The organism is Oligoflexus sp., assembly GCF_035638955.1.
Taxonomy (GTDB): Bacteria; Bdellovibrionota_B; Oligoflexia; order Oligoflexales; family Oligoflexaceae; genus Oligoflexus.
The window spans coordinates 16,095-35,873 of the sequence record NZ_DASQYZ010000131.1 but is presented as its reverse complement, the minus strand read 5'-3'; the positions used below and the strand labels follow the sequence as shown (position 1 = coordinate 35,873).

Genomic DNA, 19,779 nt, shown 5'->3' with positions numbered 1-19,779 from the left:
GCTTTTGCAGATCGGAGTTCTTGGTGTTAAGATCTGTGATCTGTTTTTCCAAAGCGGTTTTCTGGGTTTGCAGGTCAGTGATCTGCTTCTGCATATCAACCTTTTGCTGTTCTGTCAGAGTCTTATTCGTGGTGATCTGATCATTGAGGGCCTTGATCTGTGAATCAAGATTATCAGCGCGCTCCTGAAGGGTGGCTTTATCCGTACTCAATTTGGTCAAGGCGTCCGACTGATCGCGGATCAGTTTTTCAAGTTCAGCGGAGCGGTCGTTGGAGTTGTTAGCGGCCTGTTGAGCCGGTAAACCCAATCCACTGTTGCCAAGCGTTGGTGTTTCGCTCGTCCGCTGTCCGCAAGCCAGGGCCAGCATATTAAGACTCAGGATCATCATCAGATTTCTACAAGTCATCACACTCATGTTCCATTCCTCTGGTTCTGCTGTGTACTCATTTGGATGGTGTTGATCGGTCTGAATTCACCATTCGTGCCAGGATGGGGGCGAAGCTGCGCATAGCCCTTAAAGCTAGTGAATTGATCAATATTATTGCCTTGTTGCAGGGTATTGCGGGGTTCGGTCGGAACCAGCGTGGAAATCGGCGGGACGCGGTTCAAGCACCGGAGCCGAAACTCACATTATCGAATAGCCGAGCGAAGCTGCTCCGTTAGAAGCAATCATGGTGTCCGACACAAATGTCGAGATTTTTAACAGACGGAAGCCGAGGGTTTTTTAGGCTTTTCTTTTTTTTGCAGTACACAGAACTCAGGCTTGCTGCTAGAAGTTTGACAGATTCACAGTCAGAAATTGTTCCTCCATCGTCTAAAAAGGGAGACGTCCATGAAGTCAATAGGCCTTTCGATCGCTTTGATGGCCACCCTGGGTTTAAGCGGGTGCCTTGAAGCCACTAAAGTTGCCAGTCCTCCGCCTTCGATTGTCGAGCAAGAGGAGGTGAATGCCGCGACTTTGAATTTGCCACGAACGGCGCTGGCGGAATTGGGAAGAAGCGCCGATCAGTTGATTATTCGTGCTTTCAAAGTGGACAATGGGGCGCTGGGAAGTGAGCTGCGAGCTGCCTGGGAGTTTCCCGTAACCGAGGCCGGACTTTATGCGTTGGATGGATTGCCTCTGGGTGAAGTTGAATTTCTGGTCGAACTTTTGGATGAAAAGAATCAGCCCCTCGCAGAAGGTACTTTGCGGACTGTGATTAATCCTGGTTCGCAAACGCTGCCCCAGCTTATTCTGAAGCCGATCAAGCCCACCGCGATCGACCTGGATTTTCGTCTGGCCCTGCAGCTTGTGAATTTTCCTGATGCGCCGGTGACACTCCCAGCGGAGCCTGAAGCGCTGCGTACCCTGCTTAAATCCTATCGATGCCAAACCTGTCATAACAGTGGGGCTAAACCGAGTGGCGGGCTTGATCTTCAGAGCTATCCCTATAAAAACGCAGCCGGTGAATCGTTAGCTCAAATCCTGAGCAAGATGTCGAGTTCCTTCACCGGTTCAAACGGTCTTCCTAAGATGCCGCCCACGCCGACCCAGGTGAAGGACGAGGACGCCGCGGTTGTGAGGAACTTTCTGCAGACGATCCAGGATGCCAACAGCACGGGCAATCAAAAGTGGGTGCGTGACGTACGGTTGAGCCTCGCCCTGGGTGGGACCAGTCGGTTCGAGACTGTTTTAACTCCTCAAGATGGTGCTTACGTTGTGACCGACCGGGTGAACCTGATTGCAGGCTCCCGTTATACTTATACTTTGATCGTCTATGGACCAGGGGGCAGTCGCCTCCACGAAGTGACTGATGGGACTCTCGATGTGCCTCTCAATGGACGGGTGGAGATCAAGCTGGACGTGGTTTACCAGGCTCCGGCAGTCACTTTGCCTGTCGTAGTTGATGAGTAATTTCAGGATGATGAACCCCGCGTGAATTGACCTGGTATATTTTTTTTTGAAAGCATGAGGACATACAGCAAATATCCTGCTAGAGTACAAGAGATAGTGTTACTTGCTTCTACTGAGTTCGGGTCTTGTGCCTTTGTCCTCTTTAGTGGCGCCCTGGCCTTAAGGAGGTTCTCATGGGCAAAAAATTATACGTCGGCAATTTACCCTTTTCTGCAACCGATCAAGTCCTCATGGACACATTTTCGGAAGTTGGTCAGGTTGAGTCGGCCAAAGTTATCTTTGACCGTGAAACTGGCCGCAGCAAAGGCTTTGGTTTCGTTGAAATGTCGAGCGACGCTGAAGCTACAGCTGCTATCGACCGTTTCAACGGCCAGGACTTCTCGGGCCGTCCTTTGACGGTTAATGAAGCCAAGCCGATGGCCCCGCGCGAAGGTGGTGGCGGCGGCGGCGGCGGTGGTGGTGGTGGTGGTTACAACCGTTCACGCGGTGGTCGCTACTAAGATTTTTGCATGAAACATGCAAGGCTGGATGCACAGCCCTTATGATGCTAGTAAGTATCTAAGGGTGGGGCTTCCGGCCTTTTTTTATTCGCGTGGAGTGGTGCATGCAGGTTCGGCGTCGAATCTTCTTCGTTCTGGTGGTTCTGTTCTGTGTGATTGTGCTGAAACCTTTTTGGTTTCCCATGGCCACGGGCATGACACTGGCGTACCTGTGTGAAGGACCTGCCGATCGCTTGATTGAACGTTGGAAACTGACTCGCCCTATAGGACGATGGATCGTTGCAGTAGGGACCGTGGCGGTGGTTCAAGGTTTGTTTATTGTCCCCATGCTCCTCCTTACATGGTCAGCGACCACAGAACTTGTCGGTTTCTGGGAAGGCATGAGTGGCAACGAGTCAGCTGTCGAAACGGGCTATAAGATTTTAGCTTGGCTCGATGATAAAGTGACCCCACTTCTGCAGAGCACAGGATTTAATCTGAGCTTCTCTGATATGCAAGGCCGCCTCCGTGAATTTATGCAACCGGTCCTGAAGAACGTTGCCGGATATCTGGGATCCGCATTAAGTGCCACTCCTGAACTGCTGTTATTTCTTTTTGTGACGTGGATGGCCTGGGTCTATTTTTTAGTCTATGGCAAGAGGCAGCGGCAGGCTCTGCTGCCACGACTCATCCCATGGGGGGAGCAGCGGGGTATGCTGGCCTCAACCCTGGGTGATGTCCTGCGGGCCATGGTGCTGGCCAGCATTGTGCTGTCGATGATTCAATCCCTCATGGTCGTGATCACCCTGGCTGCGTTTGGCGTTCCCAAATTTTATCTTTGGGGAGCACTGGCTTTCTTCCTCTCTTTTATCCCCGTCTTTGGAACAGCGCCCGTGATGATCTCGGCGGCCCTCTGGTCTTTCTCGCACGATCGCACCTTTGCCGGAATTTTTATTCTCTGCATGGCGGTGGTGATCGGTCTCGCGGATAATGTTCTGAGGCCTTTGCTCATGCGAGGCACGGCTTCATCTTCAACTGATATGCCCTTTTTCTGGCTGTTTATGTCGATCGTTGGCGGCATTGCGATGTTTGGTGTGGCAGGAGCCGTCCTGGGACCGTGGGCCTTCTCGCTCTTTATCGCCGTGCAGGCCGTTCCTCTTATTGATTTGACGAGTAACGAGTGACGAGTAAACCTGGTTCCGGCACTGTGCTTATTGTAGCCATCCTGCTTTTTTTGATCCTCATAACCGCGGCTGTCCTGGTTTATCCTGGTGGCACGGTGGTCGAGCCTCATGCGGAGCAGTTCCAATTCTGGCAAAATTTTCTAAGCGATCTGGGCCGAATGGAAACCTTTGCTCATGGATCCAATCAGGCGTCGCGTCGATTCTTTGTTCCCGCCATCATCCTGGTCAGCGCCGCCGTGGGCTGGTTTTTTCTCGGTCTTTTTCCCCTGCTGATCCTCAAATCCCGTCAGCGTTTTGCGCGAACGTTTCTGATCACAATCGGTGTTATGGCTCTGTCTCGCATGGGAGTGGGGCTCACCCCTTGGGACAGGGTAGGGCACCTGCACCTTTTTTGTGTGCAGCTGACATTCTTTTCGGGATTGATGCTGGGAGCCATGCTTCTGCAGGAGTCCAAGGAAAAGGGTTCGATCGTGGCGGATGAACGGCCCTGGCTCAAGATATGGGTCGCGACGCAGGGCCTTTATTTGATGCTGCTTGTGACGGGACCTTTTTTGAACATTGAATCGCAGGCCGGACTTTATATCGCAGCTGGATCGCAGAAGATTCTTTTATTGATTGAATGTGGGGTCATGCTGCGGTTGGGATGGTCGGTGGAGAAAAGAAAACGCCCCGGACGGATCCGGGACGATTGAGTCTTAGGCCTTGTAGCTGAGGTCGATATCGGTATTCGACAGAAGTTTGCCGAGACCAATATTTTCAGTCAGGAAGAACTGACAGAAAATACGGAAGTCCTGCTGCTTGGTCTGCAAAAAGGCTTTTTCCTCGCCATTGGCCGCAGCCATCTTGGTTTCGGCAAGGATAGCATGATCCAGCAAGCGCCAGGCCGTCACCACATGGCCGGCGTAACGCAGGAAGTCCGAGCAGTGCAGAAGAACGGCATCCACTTTTCCGGCAGCCGCGAGTTTGCCGAAGTTACCCAGGATTTCCTGAGCTTTCTGCAAAGACAGACCCAGGGTCTGCAGTTCGGCCGAGAAGAGCTTCTGAGCTTCGGGCTTCTGCATGGACGTCATGATTTTCTTGCCCAGCGCGGTGAAGGCCTTGCCGTTGTCTTTCAGAATCTTGCGCATCACAAAGTCGATCGCCTGAATGGCGTTGGTGCCTTCATAGATGGCTGCAATCTTGATATCGCGCATGAACTGCTCGATGCCGTATTCCGTACAGAAGCCGTAACCACCGTGACTTTGAACGGCGTCGCTGGACAGACGCATGGCTTCGTCAGAAGCATAGGCTTTGCAGATAGGGGTCAAAAGACCCACTTCATCTTCCTCTTTGCGATCGAACAGGTCAGCTGTGTAAAGACAGAGCGCGCGCAGACCGCGGGCCATGGCTCGCATCTTGAGCATGGTGCGACGAACGTCGGGATGATCGATGATAGCCTTGCCGAACTGGACGCGTTCAAACACATACTGATGGGTCAACTGATAGGCGAGGTTGGCTTGCGATTCGCCCTGCACGCCGCAGTAGAGGCGAGCTTCATTCATCATAATGAACATGTTCTTCATGCCATCGAATTCATCACCAATCAGCCAGCCTTCACACTGCTTATTTTTACCGAAGACGAGTTCACAGGTGGCGTTGGCGTGCAGTCCCATTTTTTCTTCGATCTTGGAACAGTTCACATCATTGAATTCGCCGTTGGTGCCGTCGGCTTTGACTTTGTACTTGGGCACGATGAAGAGGGACAGACCCTTGGTGCCGGGAGCGCCGCCTGGAGTGCGGCCCAACACAAGGTGCACAATATTTTCATAGAGATCATTGTCACCCGAGGAAATGAAGATCTTGGTGCCTTCAATCGCGTAACGGCCATGGCCCAGGGGCTTGGCTGTGGAGCGCAGGTTACCCACATCGCTGCCAGCGTCGGCTTCGGTCAGACACATGGTGCCGCCGAAGCGTCCTTCAACCATCGGCTGGACATAAACGGACTGCTGCTCCTTGCTGCCGACGTGCAGAATCACATTCAACGCGGCCTTGGTCAAACCAGGGTACATGGACCAGGCGCAGTTTGCGCCGGTTGCCAGGGACAAACAGGCTGTGGTGATGGCTTCCGGAACCGGGCTGCCGTTAACGGTGTCAGGCAATCCCAGTGCGAACCAGCCATTTTCATAGAATTTGCGCGTTGGATCCTGAAACACGGCCGGAGCTTTCACACCCTGTGGGGTCCACTTTGCGCCGTGGACGTCCGACTTTTGCCGCGTAGGAAAAATTTCCTTCCCGACAAAACCGTCAAATTCGCTGACGATGGTTTCCAGGTCTGAGCGTTCCAAGCCATAGCTGTGCTTTTGAACCTGAAGGACGTCAAAGAGGTTGAAGTTAATGTCGCGCAGATCTGTTTGATAGTTGGCCATGCATGCTCCTTAAAAATAGCTGAACGCAGAAGGCTCGGAATTGCCGCCGCCTGCGGTAACGAACGGAGTACATGCCCCCATAGTATCACTGTTTTGCCAGGCAATTCCACGCCATCTCGGGCGTAGGACTGTTCTCCAACGGGTGAAAGGCTTGCCAAGCCTCAGAAAGGTAGGATCAGCGAATCCAGCGACTCACTGTTCTCCGAAATCATCTGTCAATCGGAAAGGATTTCCTTGCGGAATCACACATACCAAAGGGTGGGGCCCCTGGTCTTTATCTTGTCGCTATCGTCTACTTTGCGTTGACCGATCCGCATGAAAAAATGCACAAAGAGGAAGAACTTCCAAAACAAGGATACAGATATGAAGCGATGGTTGGGCCTTCTGTGCCTTTTTAGCCTCTATTCCAGTGGATCGGTTGTGGCAGCAGAATACCATGGGTCGTCTCTTACCTTCTCGGTGCTGACCTACCAGGTGCAGTCAGCAACGCCGGAAAATCTGCAGTTGATTGGCAGCAAGCTCAATGACTTCGACATAGCCGGCGTGCAGGGTTGCTTTGCCAGGTGTGAGAGTCTCCTTGAAGCCTCCGACCATCCCAATAAATACTATTTCAAGGATCGACCCCACTGGTGGAATCGAGCCAACTCCGGACTGGCCAGCGTATCCAACTTTCCGCTGCTTGAAGTCAAGAAACTCTATTACAAAGCCCAGGCGAATTTTGTCGATGAAAACGCATCCAAAGGATTGCTCCTTCTGCGTTATAATGTGAATGGTCATATCCTGGATGTCTACAACACACAGATGCAGCCAGGCCAGGGCCAGCTTGATTTCGCCGCCCGGCAATTCCAGGCTCTGGAATTGGTGCAGTATGTGGCGGCCGAATCCCCCGCGAATCATGCTGTCGTTCTCATCGGTGACTTCAATATGGGTGAGACGCGGCCGACCATCAAAGCTAAATTAAAACTCGAGGATCCCGCCGAATCCTTGCATGGCTGGTTTGAAAATCAATTTGATCGTGTGTTGTATCGTTCGGGAAGCAATACGGTATTCAAACCGATTTCGTGGAAGGATTTGAGCGAGCTGTTTGTGGACACTGAGGGGTTTCCCCTCAGCGCCAGCGTGCCGATTGCCGTGCAATTTTCCTTGGAATGACGATCTGAATTACGCCAGGTTGCGGCGTGGTAACCAAGGCTGCACCCAGTTGAGGACATAGGGTAATACCCAGCCGATCAAGAGTCCCACAGGAAGAAACAGGAAAAAGAGCAAGGTGAGGGACGCGCTGACCGCGATTCGACTGGCGAACGCGAGCAGTATGGAACTCATAATCAGGAACGAAAAAATAATAAGCTCGATCATGCTTACCTCTAATGCTTTGGTGCCTTGCTGTGGACATTATCGGAAGAATTGGTAAAAACTTAAGGGGTGGTTCTTAACGTAGGAAAATAAAGGGGTTGAAAGGGGCAATCGCCGAGAGAAGTTCAAGGATTTCCCACGGTTTTCAACCCTTTCGCGAGTGGACCTAGGCGCGAAGTCCAGCCAATGGACCCGATCCCAAAGTCGGGTCTCCGAACGTTGTATCCGGAAGACCCATGGCCTGCAGAATCGAAACCAGTACCTGGTTATGACTTGCGGCCTGACCATCCAAGGAGCGGCCCGTGGTCCAGGCGCCACCGGCCTGGCCTGCCAGGATAAGTCCGACATTTTTAAAATCGTGCATATTCGAGTCCGCGATCTCGGTCAGTGCCATGGCCGCGGTATTATAGAGCAGTGTCTGATCCCCCTCCTTGATGGCTTTGAGACGCCCCAGGAGCTTCGCAAGACAGCCCATATACCAGGCCTGAGCCTTGATGAAATCCTGGGCTCCGCTGCCATTGAGGTCCCCGTAGTGGGACATATCATGATGCCCACGCGCCTGATCGGTTCCCCCGGGAAAGTTGAAGGCGGTAGGGCTGACCGGATGGGACCACTGGAAATAAAGCACATTGCTGACGCCGCAGGCCAGGACCTGAACGGCGAGGTCAGTCATGATATCGCCGATCACCCCAAAATGTTCGTTCTTGTGAGGCGCCTGGGGGTAGTTGTAATCGGGCTGCGGAAAGGTCAGGCCTCGCATATCCACCTGTTTGGTGCAGCTGCCGGCAATGGGACCGCTGGCTGCACTTTGCACCCGTCTTTCCAGCTCGCGCAACGACTCGAGATGCACATCGAGTTTTTGCTTCTCGACGCTACCGAGTTGAGTCTGCAAACCTTTGATGTCGTCCATGCAAAGATCGAGAATGCTCATTTCAGCAGCCAGAAGTTTGCTTTTGGTAAGAGGATCTGTGGAGCTGCTCGCACCGCCAAAGATATTATAGAAAGCTTTGGCCGGATTATCTTCGATGGGCGAGGCGGACCCTGGCGCAAAATAGGAAATATGGGAACCGGTTTGAAAATTGGCTCCTACACCCAACCGTACGACCGGCAGCACAACATTGGATTTGAACTTTTCACCCAGATACGTATCGATGCTTACGCCACCGCTATGGTTGCGAACGCCGGACAGAATATAAGCCGCGCCCCCTTCATGACTGCCTTCTGTTGCATAGTTGACATTTTTCACCAGAATGACGTCATCGCGCACAGCCTGAAGCGGTGCGGTCATGGGTTGAAAATCAAACTTACTGCCTGTGGCTGTGGGATGCCAGCGCTCCTTGATAATGCCATCGGGAAAGTAGAAAAAGAGAGCGCGTTTGGCCGGCGTGGCTCCAAACAGTTGCTGCTCCATGAGCACGCGTGAGAAGGGCAAAGCAAGAGCCGCGTTGCCGAGATATCGTAGAAGGCGGCGGCGATCGAGTTCGGCGCGTAAAGATTTCATCTTAGTGGCTCCTTTGGATGTAGGAAGGGTCGGTGATCAGCTTGATCAGCAGCTGAGCCATGCTCATGTTCTGTTCGACGAAGGCACTGGAGATCTGCCTCAGTGAGCAGACATCATCCGTCGATTCCAAGCGTCCCTGAGCCATGCGCCAGGTCTGGACCACAAAGCACTGCTTCGCCCGGGTGGAGGTGGCCAATGCCAAGCCTAATTCCTTGGCTCCATTGATGTCCACATTCTTCCCATCCAGAGCATGAACCTGCCCGGATGCATCCACGGGTTTGCCACTATCCACGGTTCGATAAAGACCGACCGCATCAAAATCCTCCATGCTGAACCCCACACCATCGATCTTGATGTGACAGCCTCGGCACGCCGCCGCTGATGTGTGAGCCGCAAAACGTTCGCGCGTCGTGGCCCCTTCCTTGGGAGGCGGGACCATAATCATAAGTTCAGGCGGAGGCGGGGTGAGCATATCGCAGAGCAGGTGCTCTCGCACAAACTTGCCTCGTTGGATGGGCCCTGTTTCCGTCGCATAGGCCAGGGAGGAGAGAAGACTGCCGTGTCCCATAAGGCCCAGGCGCGGCTGACCGGCAAAGGTCAACTTCTGTAAATCACCTTCTGGCGTCAGCTGCGCCCGATAGAAATCCGCGAGCCGTTGGTCACCGAAGCTATAATCTGCGGTAAAGAGTTCGGTAAATCCTGCCTGCTTTTTGCGGACGAGATAGTCGAAAAAATCTTCCGTTTCCCGGGCCATTCCCGTTCGCACGTTGTAATCAAAGGCGGGGTAGCGGGAGGCATCTTTATTTACGCTGAGCACAGCCGAATAATTGAGCCAGGCATCGGCGAAAGCTTTCATGCCTTCCTTGGCTCTGTCGCTCTGCAGCAGACGGCGGGCCTGGGTCAGAAGAGTTTCCTCGTTGAGCAAGGTGCCATCACCCGCAAGCTTGAGCAGCTCATCGTCGGGTGTCGTTCCCCAGAAAAAATACGAGAGGGCGCTGGCCACCTCATAGGCGGTCAGCTTTCCGTCCCGGCCTGTTTCACTGCGATAAAGAAAATGAGGTGAACTGATGAGCCCTCGTACCACCAGCTCCATGCCCGTCGTCGGACTGATGTCGCTCCCCACCTTATGCACCCGCAGCAAGGCCTGGACCTCGTCTTCCGTCACAGGACGCCGCCATGTTCGGGGAGCATAGGTTCGAACAAACTTCTCGGCGCAGCTGGCGCCCTCGCTCACCTGGCACTTGACCAGCCGTGACCATTCCGCAGCGACGATCTGTTGGGCCAACTCTTTTGCCGTCTTATCGTAGGCAGCGGCATGATCCGAACTGACCAAGGCGAACTGCGAGTTGTTGCTAAAGCCCAACACCTTTTGTTCGATCGGGATGGATCCACGGTAGTCTGCATACAAACGAAAGATATCTTTTATCGAGCGATTGTATTCATCGCGGGTGAGCAAACGCAACTGACGTCGGCTGCTGACAGCGGGCTGGTTCGAACACGTGCTGTCCTTGGCAAAAATCTGTTCCAGGGTTCGGCGGATGGCGGCGGGATTCAGCGTTATTTCAGCGAGTCTTGGGGTTTCAGGCTCCGCTAAAGCCTCTTCAGGCAAGGACTTGTCCGCTTTTGGAGACTGCTGTTCCAAACAGGCTGTCAGTAACGCAAAGATGGCGAGACTGATCGCGGGAATTCGTCGACGTTGACCTCTCAATGTCCGTTCCTCCATGAATGAACCAGGCCTCAAGCAAAATCCGTGCTCGAGGCGGCGTCTGAGAAGTGGAGTCCTACTGTCTGAGCCTAAGCTAGCATAGTAATGGAGGTTAACAAAGTTTACATTTTCTCAGCTTAAAGAACAGGCTCCAGCATCTGGCCACGTGTATCAGCTGGAAGGCCACCCTGGAAACGTGTGTCGCCAAAGGTGTTCACATTCAGTCCAAATCTTTGCGCCACATTCACAAGCAGGTGATTATGGGGCGTGCAGCGATGCTGATACGTCTGAACTTTCTCAGCCTTGTGCTCAAACCAACGGCCCATTTTGAAGCCACCGCCCGCCAATAAAAAGGGAGCCGCGTCACCTAAATGCTGAGGATGACCCATTTCCGTGCCGATCATCACCAGCGTGCTGTCGAGCACGCCGCGCTTATCAAGCTGGGCTAAAATATAGGCGACCTGCTCCATGTACCAGCGTTGGGACTGATTGAATGCTTTCTGTTCCTCGGTATTAAAGTTGCCATCCGTGCTGAGTTTATGAGCAACATCATTATGAAAATTAGTGGAATTCAGCAGGGGAGAAAGATCCTTGATTTGCGAGAGAGGGTCACTGGTGATCACTGTATTCATATTGTAGCTGCCGTGAGAACGGGACATGATTTCGATGCTGGCCAGGGATACCGTACCGCAAGCGAGTGCGGCCGCGACCACATCGGCCTGTCTTTGCGTGACAGCTGCCATGGAAGCATCGGCCGCCGTGAAGCCCGAGGTTGTGATCACGGGCTTCGCCGCACAGGTGAAGGCATTCACGCCCTTGCCGAGGCCTTCGATCGTTTCCCGATGCTTCAGGAGGACATTCAGTTCGTCACCCTTCAGACGTTTTTCCAAACGTGCGAGCTGTTTGCGCAGAAGGTTATTCATATTTTCGTCGGCCTGCTTTTTGGCGGTTTCCTCGGGCGTGGGTGCGCTCGAGGTAAAAGCCGCGAAGGCCCTATCAAAGGATTTTTGGGGATGGGCTATGACGCTCAGTCGATTGCTATCGCCCGCCCCTGAATAACAGATTTCACTCGGCACATCATCCAGGCCCTGGGCCGCATTGTACGATAGAAAGCACCCAACTCGCAGAACCTTATCCGATTTGAAGAGCATCTGGGACATTGCGAAATCAATCGAAGCCGAAGAGCCCTTGGAATCACCGGTGGCCAGACCTGTAAAAGACGCGGCCAGTCCAGCATGAGTACTGGTTGGGCTGAGGCTCCCTGGGGGTTTCAGAGTTTCATGGCCGAGTCCCGAAAAAATAGCCAGCCGGTTTTTGAACGGCTCCAACGGGGCCAGGATTTTGGATTCCAAAAGACTGAGGCTACCGTCGGGCAAGCGCTTCGGTTCCCAATCACCGTTGACGGCGCCGTGCGGGAAGGAGATGGATAAAAACTTCAAAGGTTTGCCGCCGATCGACTGCGCCCAGGCTTCTTCTCCAGCGAAAAGACTGAGACCGAACGTTCCAAGGAGCGGTGTGCTGGCCACAATACCGAGATCTTTCAGAATAGCGCGACGTGTTCTCTGCATCATGATGGGCCCTTCCTTAGATACGCGTAATAAAGCGATCGGAACTGATCAAATTCAAAATATATTCGCGTATGCTGGTATTCGGATTCAAAGTTTGTGCTTCGCAGCTCAGCGTGCCGTAAGCATACTGCTGGAAAAAGCTGTCAAAGCAGGCTGTCAGTTCCTGGCTCTGGCTCATGCTGCGAATCAGATCGTCGGAACTTTCATAGGCTTTATCGATCGAAAGTCCCAGCGCAATCTCCACCCGGGTGTTGACCGGTTCACCATTGTCCACCATGCGGCTCATGCCGAGCTGGTCGAAATTTTCAAAGGCGAATCCGAAGGGATCGATGCGCGCATGGCACGACGCGCAGGTGGCATTCGCCGTATGCATGGCGAGCTTCGCCCTGGTGGTCTTGAGGTCAGGGGTATCTTTCAGCTCATTGTTGACGTTGGCTGGCGGTGGGGGGAGTGCCAGACACAGCATATTACGCGCCACAGTCTTGCCGACTTTCACAGGGGCCGTACTGTTGTTGTTGGAGTGCGAGGCCAGGAAGGCTTTTTGCTGTAAAATGCCGAGGCGCCCGCCCTCTTCCCGAGTCAAGAGGGTTTCAAGACTGCCGTCTTCACTCAAAACTTTTTTGATAAAGGCCTGGGTCTCGGCAAACACGGCTTTACCATCATAGGTGCCGACCTTATCGGCCGTTTCACTGCGTCCGATTTCCAGCCACTCGACAAAAAATTTCTGCAAGGCTTCATTCGCCGTCGTGGCGCCGGCCAATAGGCGTTCGGCCTGGGTGCGGCGAGCGGCAAGTTCATGCAAAGCCCCGCGTGAGGCTGCTTCCATAAGGGCGGTGTCGGGCGGCAAAGCCGTGAGAAGATAGGAGAGTGCCGATGCAATTTCATAGGACGTCATCGTCTCACCTGATGTTTCGCTGCCCATTTCTGTTCGGTACAGAAAATCCGGGGACTGAAAGAGGTAGGTGACGACATTGGCAAAGGTGCCGAGGGTTTTGAGGTCAGTCAGTTCCTCGGCGACCAAGGGACGACGGTAGACACGGGCCCCTAAGGTTTGCAGACAACTGTCGGTCAAAGGTTCTGCGCTGCACCCTAAAGCTTCCCGTTTCGCCGGGGTAAAATCCTTGGCAATCGTGGCAGCAGTCTGTTTGAGATTGAAAGCCAGGTTGGGATCGATCGTTCGCGACTTTTGATCATTGCTGAAGGCAAGGCGCGGATTTTTGTTCCCGTCTTCCACGGCACTGGCCGCCGGAATATTCACATCGACTTCAATGCCGGCGATCTCGCGAACCGTATTTTTAAGTTCCAAACGGGAGAGGAGATTGACCCGGCGGGGCAGGGGTTTGCCATTGCAGAGTGCAGCTTGCGGGCCTCCAGGCAAAGGCGCTGCGCACTGTGAGACGGCTGTGAAAAAAGTTTTTATCTTGTCGAGGTCACTATCTTCGAGTTGTTTCCCGCCCGCATGACTTTCCTGATTGCTGGCCTTCTTGAAGACGGCTTCGGCATTGCCGCCCTTGAGCCGGCTGAAAACAGCCATGTTCCAGGCCGCGTCACCGGCTTGAAAAGCTGCCAGCAGAGCGCCACTGCCGCCGAGCACGTGACATTTAATACAACGTTTTTCAACGATGGGTTCGATCAGTTGCGTATAGCTCTGCAAAGCAGGGGCGCAGGTCTGTTCTGTTTGACTTGGGGTTCTTTTGTTTTCCGATGACGGGCGTATGCAGCCGGTCGCAAAAACAGAGAAAACAAGGATGACTCGAATCAGGTTCATGGGCGGCTCCCGTTCCATTCAGCTGGATAGCATCAGCGCAGCAACAGCAGGAAAAAATCGCCAACAGGGCTGACCAAAACTTCGGCAGGAATTTCTAAATTTCCCTGTGTTTTGGCTCAAGCTTAGGGGTGGAAAGCGCCACCCCAAAGGGTTTTATGCAATATTATGCCCATGGATTCTTGCTTCAAGCTGCGGCACCCAGCCCTGGGTCGTCATGTCCTTGATTTTTAGAGGCTTATGCTAAACGCCCGGTCAGGCCGCAGTTGGTGTTGCGGCGTCATCAGGAAACCCGATGACAAACGCCAGGGCTTGCCTTTCGCGGGCCGTGCCGTCGGCGGGCGCCAGCATGATATCGACGGTAAGCCCGGAACTTTCGAGGCTGTCCCGTACAGCCGCCAGCCCCACGCCTCGTCCCGAGTGTTGACTGACGGTTTCCCTGGTTGAAAAGCCATCTTTGAACAGCAAAGCTTTCACCAATGAAAGATCATCGGTGTCAGGCGCTTTGGCGAGTCGGCGGAATTTCTCCAGATCAATGCCGCGTCCGACGTCAGAGACCACCAGCTTCATGCCGCGGGCGCTCGGTTCAAGATGAAGCGTGATGCATCCCAACTCCGCCTTGCCGCTGGCTCGACGCTCATCGCGGTCTTCAAGGCCATGATCAATCGCATTGGTGAGCAGATGGGTCAGCGAATCCAGCAGTGGGCCGTGCCATTCTTTGCGAATCGGAAGCTCGCAGCAGGAGACCTCGATCAAGGGATACGGCTTTTTCAGTGCGGTTGCGGTTCGCTCGATTAACTCGATCATCGGCGCAAGCAGAGCGGCCAGAGGAAGGTCACCCGCCAGGCCAGCGTTATGCTGCTCTGTCGAATGCGCATAATCCTTCAAAAGCTGCCAATGGCTCTGATAGACAGCGAAGACCATATCGAGGGCATTGGCGCCCGGTTTAACGGGACCCTCAGCCCGCACGAGTGCCGTTTCAAAATCGTGAATCGCCAGGGCAAGCTGGTCCAGTCCCATGACGCGGGCATTGCCTTTCAATGTATGGGCACGCCGAAGGAGGCCTTTTTTCGCATCCGCGGAAAGCGGCCCGACGCGGGTGAGCACCGACTGGAATTCCTGGCAAAGGACCATGACCTGGCCCATGCGGCTTCCCGGGACCCGGATGATTTCATCGAAGGCACTCCGATTCTTTTTGTAGCGTTCGGCTTTGGTTTGAAGCTCTCGCAACTCGGAAACATCGATCAGGGAAATCATGATCTTCTGCACGGAACCCGAAGCATCCGGTACGGCTTTCCAAAGCATCTGCACATGAAGCTCGGTCCCGCTCGCGTCCCGCCATACGACTTCCTTAGGAAAGACATGGCTGTTGGCTTCGAAGTTCATAAGTTCTGTCCCGAGAGCAGCTTCCAGCCCGACCTGCAGACGATCCCTCAGATCATGATTGAGCTGGGCATGTTCTTCGATCAACACCATGAACCGTTTACCCCGATACTGTTCTGGTGGGTAGAAGTGGGCGATATGGGATGACGTTAGCCTTTGAATCACGCTGGCCGTGTCGACGGCCATGATGCCGACGGGGACGTTATCCAGAATCTCCTGCAATTCGAGGTTGGCTTGGCGAAGGTCGACGGTTTTTTCAGCCACTTCGCGCTCGAGCTGCTTGTTGATATCCTTCTGGACCTCGAGCAGCTTTTTTTGCATCAGGTAGCGATCCTTCTGCATCGACTGAATCCGGCCGCTCAAGGCGAACGACAGGAGCACGACCTCGAGGCCACCACCGACGAGCGAACTGTAAAGGGTGAAGCCGTTGACCGGCAGGAAGCCCTGAAGCGCCAGAACATAAACGAAGGCGGTGGTGAGAAAGAAGGTCGAGGCCAACACGTAATTGCGTGCCTCCTTATTACCTTTCACCATGAGGTAAACCGCAAACGTGATCAGGACCGGTTGACCCAGCTGGATGAAGAGCGTCACTGCTATCGAGATCACATAGTGAAAGGCGACAAGAGAAGCCACGGCCAGGGCCAAGCAGATGAATCCGATCGCCCTGAGGAATCGGCTGCCGCGCGGAATCAGGCGTGGCGCATGGACGAATTCCTGAAAGAAGGTGAAAGAAAAAAAGATAGCCAGCCCCTGGGCCGCTCCCAGCATAGCCTCGGACCACCATGGGACATAGTGTGCTACGTACTGATGGATAAGGCCGAACGAACCGCCCAAGGCGCAGAGGTGAGTGAAAAAAATCGACAGGCAGTAGTAAAGGTAAGGCCATTCCTTCAGACTGAAAGCAATGAATAGGTTATAGACAATCATCACCAGGATCACGCCCATATAGATCGCAAAGAGCGTTTCGGAGTGGTCCTCACTCTCGAAGAAGGCCTCCTGTCCATAGAGGTTCACGGAAGCTTCATAGGCATAGCGACTGGCCATGCGGAGATAATAGGTGCGGCTCGTTCCCGGATTCAGCTCGACGATAAAGGTCGGCAATCGACTGTGAATGTCATAATTGGGTTTTCCCGGTCTGGTGAGACCGCCTTGCCGGTGCGTGACGACCCGACCCTGATCGATCTCATAGAGGTCGACCTCGGATAGAATTCCGCAGCCGAGCTGGATCAGACCACGAAAGATTCCGGCGGATGTGTTGGTCAGCGTAAAGCGGGCCCAGATTGCGCCCTTGTAAAATCCCACCACCGGATGCTCGGTGATAGGCTTCATCTCCGGTAGATTTTGTCCCTGCATCCAATCGTTGATCTTGAGGTGCCCCGAGTCATCCCGGGTATAGTCGGCATGCTTCCAGAGCTTCAGGGTGTTCATGTCTTCGTTGACGACGACCTCGTCAGCACGTGCGCCAAGGCTCCAGAGAAGGAGAATCCATAAGAGGCCGCGTGAAAGGCTTACGAGAGGATTCATGCGGCAAAGCCCCCTAGCTGAGGTTCGGCGGTCTCCATGACAAAGACGATGGCCTTGCGGCTGCTGTAGCGTTCATGGGGCAGAAGGTTGATGCTGATGGCGATCCCCTGTTCCGCGAGTCCTTCCCTGACCGCATCCAAACCCACGCCTCGACCTGAAAATTGCGATGCGCTAGCCCTGGTTGAAAAGCCATTGGCAAAGATAAGGTTACGGACCAGCTCGTCATCAGGTGTCACCGTATCATTGACCCTGGCTCTGAGCTGGCTGATATCGATGCCCTTGCCATTGTCCCGCAGGACGATGCGAAGGCGCCCCTCCGTGCTTTCGTTCACAAGACTGATGCGACCTTGTTCCCGCATTCCGCTTTGCCGCATTTCGTCCTCATTTTCGAGTCCGTGGTCGATCGCATTCGTCAAAAGATGTTGAAACGCATCCAGCATGGCCTGACGCCAGCGTCCCGGCAGCCACAACGTATGACAAAGGAGCCTAAGATGCGGCAGGGGCTTTTTGAGATCGAGAGCCGTTCGTGCGATCATCGGGATCAGGTCCAGGCAAAAGGTCTGAAAGTTGAACTTCGTTGGCGCCGCCGGGGTACCTACCTGTTGCGTCCCCTCAGCCGCATAACCACATAGCATCTGGTAGTTCCGAAGATAGACGCCAAAGACCGAGCGGGTGTCTTCCCAACTCTGAGAAAAGGCCAAGGCTGCGTCGGGTGTGAAATCCTTCGGCTCCTTCAGCAGCAGCAGAGCGGACTCGAGTTCATGGATGCTCTGGGCGAGTTCCTCAAAGCCGAGACTTCGGGCCGATCCTTTAGCTGTGTGCAGGCGTCGGAAGGTCTTTTGATAGACATCGATCGCGAGGGGAGCAGAAGTCTCAAAAGGCATGCCTTCTTTCAGCTAGCCGCATGAGGCCAGGAATGTGTGAATCCTTTGCGATTTTTGCAGCATCATTTCGCCGAGAGTATTCCGGCTCAGGCTTTCCTGTTCTGCATTCTTCTGGGCCTGGGCGAGTTCGGTATTGTCGACGATCGTGAGCATGATCCTGGCGACCTGATCGTCGCTGCCTAGGATGGCCGTCCAGTTCAGTTCGATCTCATGTGTCCGGCCATGCGGTGAATGATAGCAAACCTCATGCGGGAGCTGTCCGAGATTTATTTCGAATGTGAAAATACTCTCGCCAAGCGAGGCTCGGATGGCTTCCAGCATGCGTGCGCGTCGGTCGGGACTGAGCGTCAGCCGGGCCGCGAAGTCCAACTCAATGTCCAGCGTCTGTCCACGTTCAATGCCAAAGAAATCGCGCGCATATGTTGAGCAGCGTTCGTCTGTCTTCAGACCCGGCAGGACTGAAAGGATGCCGACCGGCACATGGTCCAAAATCTGCTGGATACTATCGATATTCTCCTGCAGCTGATACGACTTTTCCGCCACCTTCTGTTCGAGTTCCTTGCTGATGGCTTTCTGGGTCGAGATGAGCGTCTCCTGAACCCTGGTTTTTTCACGGCGGCTTTCATTCAATCGATCCACCAGAGCCAGCGACAGCAGTACGACCTCCAGGACGCCGCCGAAGATGGGAGAATAGGATGTCCAGAAATTGGTCGGGATGAAACCCTGGGTTTTAAGCATATAGACCGAAGCGGAGATGAGGAAGAACGACCAGGCGAAGAAGAAGCGAAATGAGCGCTGATGGCCCTTATACGACATCCAAAAAGAAACGACGAAGATGGCGGCGAGAATCGATTGAACCACGAAATTGGCGAACATCGTGACATAAAGGTTGAAGTAGAAAAAGGGCAGGACCATAGCGATGAAAGACGCTGCGGCCCAGATGCGAAACATTCGATACATCCTTGGCATTTCATTCTCTGCCCTGAGAAAGGCGAGAAAGAAGTACACTCCAAAGAAGCAGCTCGCCCCCTCCGCGATGACGATGAGTTCATTGGAATAGTGGGGAACCAGGCTGGCCATATACGCATGAAGAATCCCGAAGGATCCCATGATCGCACCGAAATGCGTGCAGAGGATCGTAAGGCTGTAATAGAGATAAACACGATCGTTGAGGACACCGAAGATCACAAGATTATAAAGGGCCATCACCAGAACAACACCCATGAAGAGACCGAAAGCCAGGCGATCACCGGAGGCGCGTTTTGCAAAAGTCGCACGGTCCATAATATGTGTCGGCAGCTCAAAAGGGTAGCTGCTGGCGGCTCGCAGATAAATGGTCTTGGTTTGTCCAGGGTCGAGCGCCAGCACGTAGGTCGGAATGCGGTTATTCACATCATAGTTCGGTCGGCCCGGATATTTGAGCCCGCCGACCTTCTCGCGAAGGACCCTGTGATCGGCCACTTCATAGAGCGTGATGTCCGAGAGGATCGCGCAGCCAATCTGGAGAAAGGATTTCAATGGCAGCGGAGACGGGTTATGAACCGTGAAGCGGACCCAAACCGTTCCCTCGTAAAAGCCGAAACTCGCCGATTCATCAAGTGGCTGCCATCGGTTGTCGTGGCGTCCTTCGATAAGTTCGTCGATCATGATGCGGCTGCTATCATCCTTGATGACCCGCGCATACGGATGCATAGCGGTAAATCCGCTCTCATCCGTAATGTCTACGGTAATCTCTGGGTTGGCGAAAAGCTGAGTCTGCAGCAACCCGAGCAGAATCAGCAAGGCATACTTCATGGGCTTTCCTCGAGATGACTTCAGATCTGGTTACGGCATCTTGCAGGAAACGTTGATGGGCAGTCCTTGCCGTGGGTAAAATTGGGATCAGCCGTCCGATCGGGCCTCGATGTCACCACGCAGGTGAGCGAAGAGCAAATGCTCACCGGAGCCTATGACCGCTATGGAATAGCCCTGCAACCAAAGGCTGAGCCTGGTCCATCTATTCAGGGTTATGGTCCGCAGGGGAATACGAGTCCTGCTGTTTGCTCGCGGGCGATGGACGAACGCGTGATATATTCCAAGTGATTGCCTGACGATAACCACCGCTTGCGCCCTTTTCTTTAGATTTTGCCAAGAA

General features: G+C 53.8%; 16 protein-coding genes. 6 read left to right on the top strand and 10 right to left on the bottom strand.

Annotated elements, in window-relative coordinates:
* The coding region (locus tag VE954_RS12995) for a hypothetical protein (protein WP_324953370.1) at nt 1–415 on the bottom strand (415 nt) is incomplete at its 3' end.
* Between the two features lie 417 nt (nt 416–832).
* Here VE954_RS12995 and VE954_RS12990 point away from each other — a divergent pair.
* From VE954_RS12990 to VE954_RS12975, 4 genes are all read left to right on the top strand, one after another.
* On the top strand, nt 833–1,894 hold the full coding sequence (locus VE954_RS12990; RefSeq protein ID WP_324953368.1) for a hypothetical protein: 1,062 nt from the start codon (nt 833–835) through the stop codon (nt 1,892–1,894).
* A 173-nt stretch (nt 1,895–2,067) separates the two neighbouring features.
* A complete protein-coding gene (locus tag VE954_RS12985) occupies nt 2,068–2,394 on the top strand; it encodes an RNA-binding protein (RefSeq protein WP_324953366.1) in 327 nt (108 codons plus the stop codon).
* 104 nt (nt 2,395–2,498) lie between these two features.
* Complete coding sequence (locus VE954_RS12980; RefSeq protein WP_324953363.1) at nt 2,499–3,557, top strand: AI-2E family transporter; 1,059 nt, start codon at nt 2,499–2,501, stop codon at nt 3,555–3,557.
* The gene (locus VE954_RS12975) at nt 3,554–4,249 is read left to right on the top strand and encodes a hypothetical protein (RefSeq protein WP_324953361.1); all 696 of its coding nucleotides are present in this window, start codon (nt 3,554–3,556) and stop codon (nt 4,247–4,249) included. The genes VE954_RS12980 and VE954_RS12975 overlap by 4 nt, the downstream gene beginning before the upstream one ends.
* A 3-nt stretch (nt 4,250–4,252) precedes the next feature.
* Here the strand turns inward: VE954_RS12975 and VE954_RS12970 are convergent, their stop codons facing one another.
* Entirely contained in the window at nt 4,253–5,962 is a 1,710-nt protein-coding gene (locus tag VE954_RS12970) for an acyl-CoA dehydrogenase (RefSeq protein ID WP_324953359.1), read from the bottom strand.
* A gap of 363 nt (nt 5,963–6,325) precedes the next feature.
* Between VE954_RS12970 and VE954_RS12965 the strand changes: the two genes are divergently transcribed.
* Nucleotides 6,326–7,114: an endonuclease/exonuclease/phosphatase family protein gene (locus VE954_RS12965; protein ID WP_324953358.1), complete on the top strand. Its 789-nt coding sequence runs from the start codon at nt 6,326–6,328 to the stop codon at nt 7,112–7,114.
* Between the two features lie 9 nt (nt 7,115–7,123).
* Here the strand turns inward: VE954_RS12965 and VE954_RS12960 are convergent, their stop codons facing one another.
* The 8 genes from VE954_RS12960 to VE954_RS12925 all read right to left on the bottom strand — a co-directional run bounded on the left by VE954_RS12960 (nt 7,124) and on the right by VE954_RS12925 (nt 19,439).
* Nucleotides 7,124–7,318, bottom strand: a complete 195-nt coding sequence (locus VE954_RS12960; RefSeq protein ID WP_324953356.1) for a hypothetical protein — start codon at nt 7,316–7,318, stop codon at nt 7,124–7,126.
* Between the two features lie 163 nt (nt 7,319–7,481).
* Nucleotides 7,482–8,816 (bottom strand): DUF1552 domain-containing protein, encoded by a 1,335-nt coding sequence (locus VE954_RS12955; RefSeq protein ID WP_324953353.1) that lies wholly within the window; start codon nt 8,814–8,816, stop codon nt 7,482–7,484.
* Between the two features lies 1 nt (nt 8,817).
* Nucleotides 8,818–10,524, bottom strand: a complete 1,707-nt coding sequence (locus VE954_RS12950; protein WP_324953351.1) for a DUF1592 domain-containing protein — start codon at nt 10,522–10,524, stop codon at nt 8,818–8,820.
* 134 nt (nt 10,525–10,658) lie between these two features.
* The gene (locus tag VE954_RS12945) at nt 10,659–12,092 is read right to left on the bottom strand and encodes a DUF1552 domain-containing protein (protein WP_324953349.1); all 1,434 of its coding nucleotides are present in this window, start codon (nt 12,090–12,092) and stop codon (nt 10,659–10,661) included.
* A gap of 13 nt (nt 12,093–12,105) precedes the next feature.
* Entirely contained in the window at nt 12,106–13,857 is a 1,752-nt protein-coding gene (locus VE954_RS12940) for a DUF1588 domain-containing protein (protein WP_324953347.1), read from the bottom strand.
* Nucleotides 13,858–14,109: 252 nt separating this feature from the next.
* Nucleotides 14,110–16,761, bottom strand: a complete 2,652-nt coding sequence (locus VE954_RS12935) for a 7TM diverse intracellular signaling domain-containing protein (RefSeq protein WP_324953345.1) — start codon at nt 16,759–16,761, stop codon at nt 14,110–14,112.
* Nucleotides 16,758–17,645, bottom strand: coding sequence for an ATP-binding protein (locus VE954_RS12930; protein ID WP_324953343.1), 888 nt, complete (start codon nt 17,643–17,645; stop codon nt 16,758–16,760). Before VE954_RS12930 ends, VE954_RS12935 begins: the two co-directional genes overlap by 4 nt.
* Before the next feature lie 12 nt (nt 17,646–17,657).
* Complete coding sequence (locus tag VE954_RS12925) at nt 17,658–19,439, bottom strand: 7TM diverse intracellular signaling domain-containing protein (protein WP_324953341.1); 1,782 nt, start codon at nt 19,437–19,439, stop codon at nt 17,658–17,660.
* 66 nt (nt 19,440–19,505) lie between these two features.
* On the opposite strand from VE954_RS12925, the gene VE954_RS12920 reads away from it, so the two are divergent.
* Entirely contained in the window at nt 19,506–19,727 is a 222-nt protein-coding gene (locus tag VE954_RS12920) for a hypothetical protein (RefSeq protein WP_324953339.1), read from the top strand.
* The last annotated feature ends 52 nt before the right edge of the window (nt 19,728–19,779 follow it).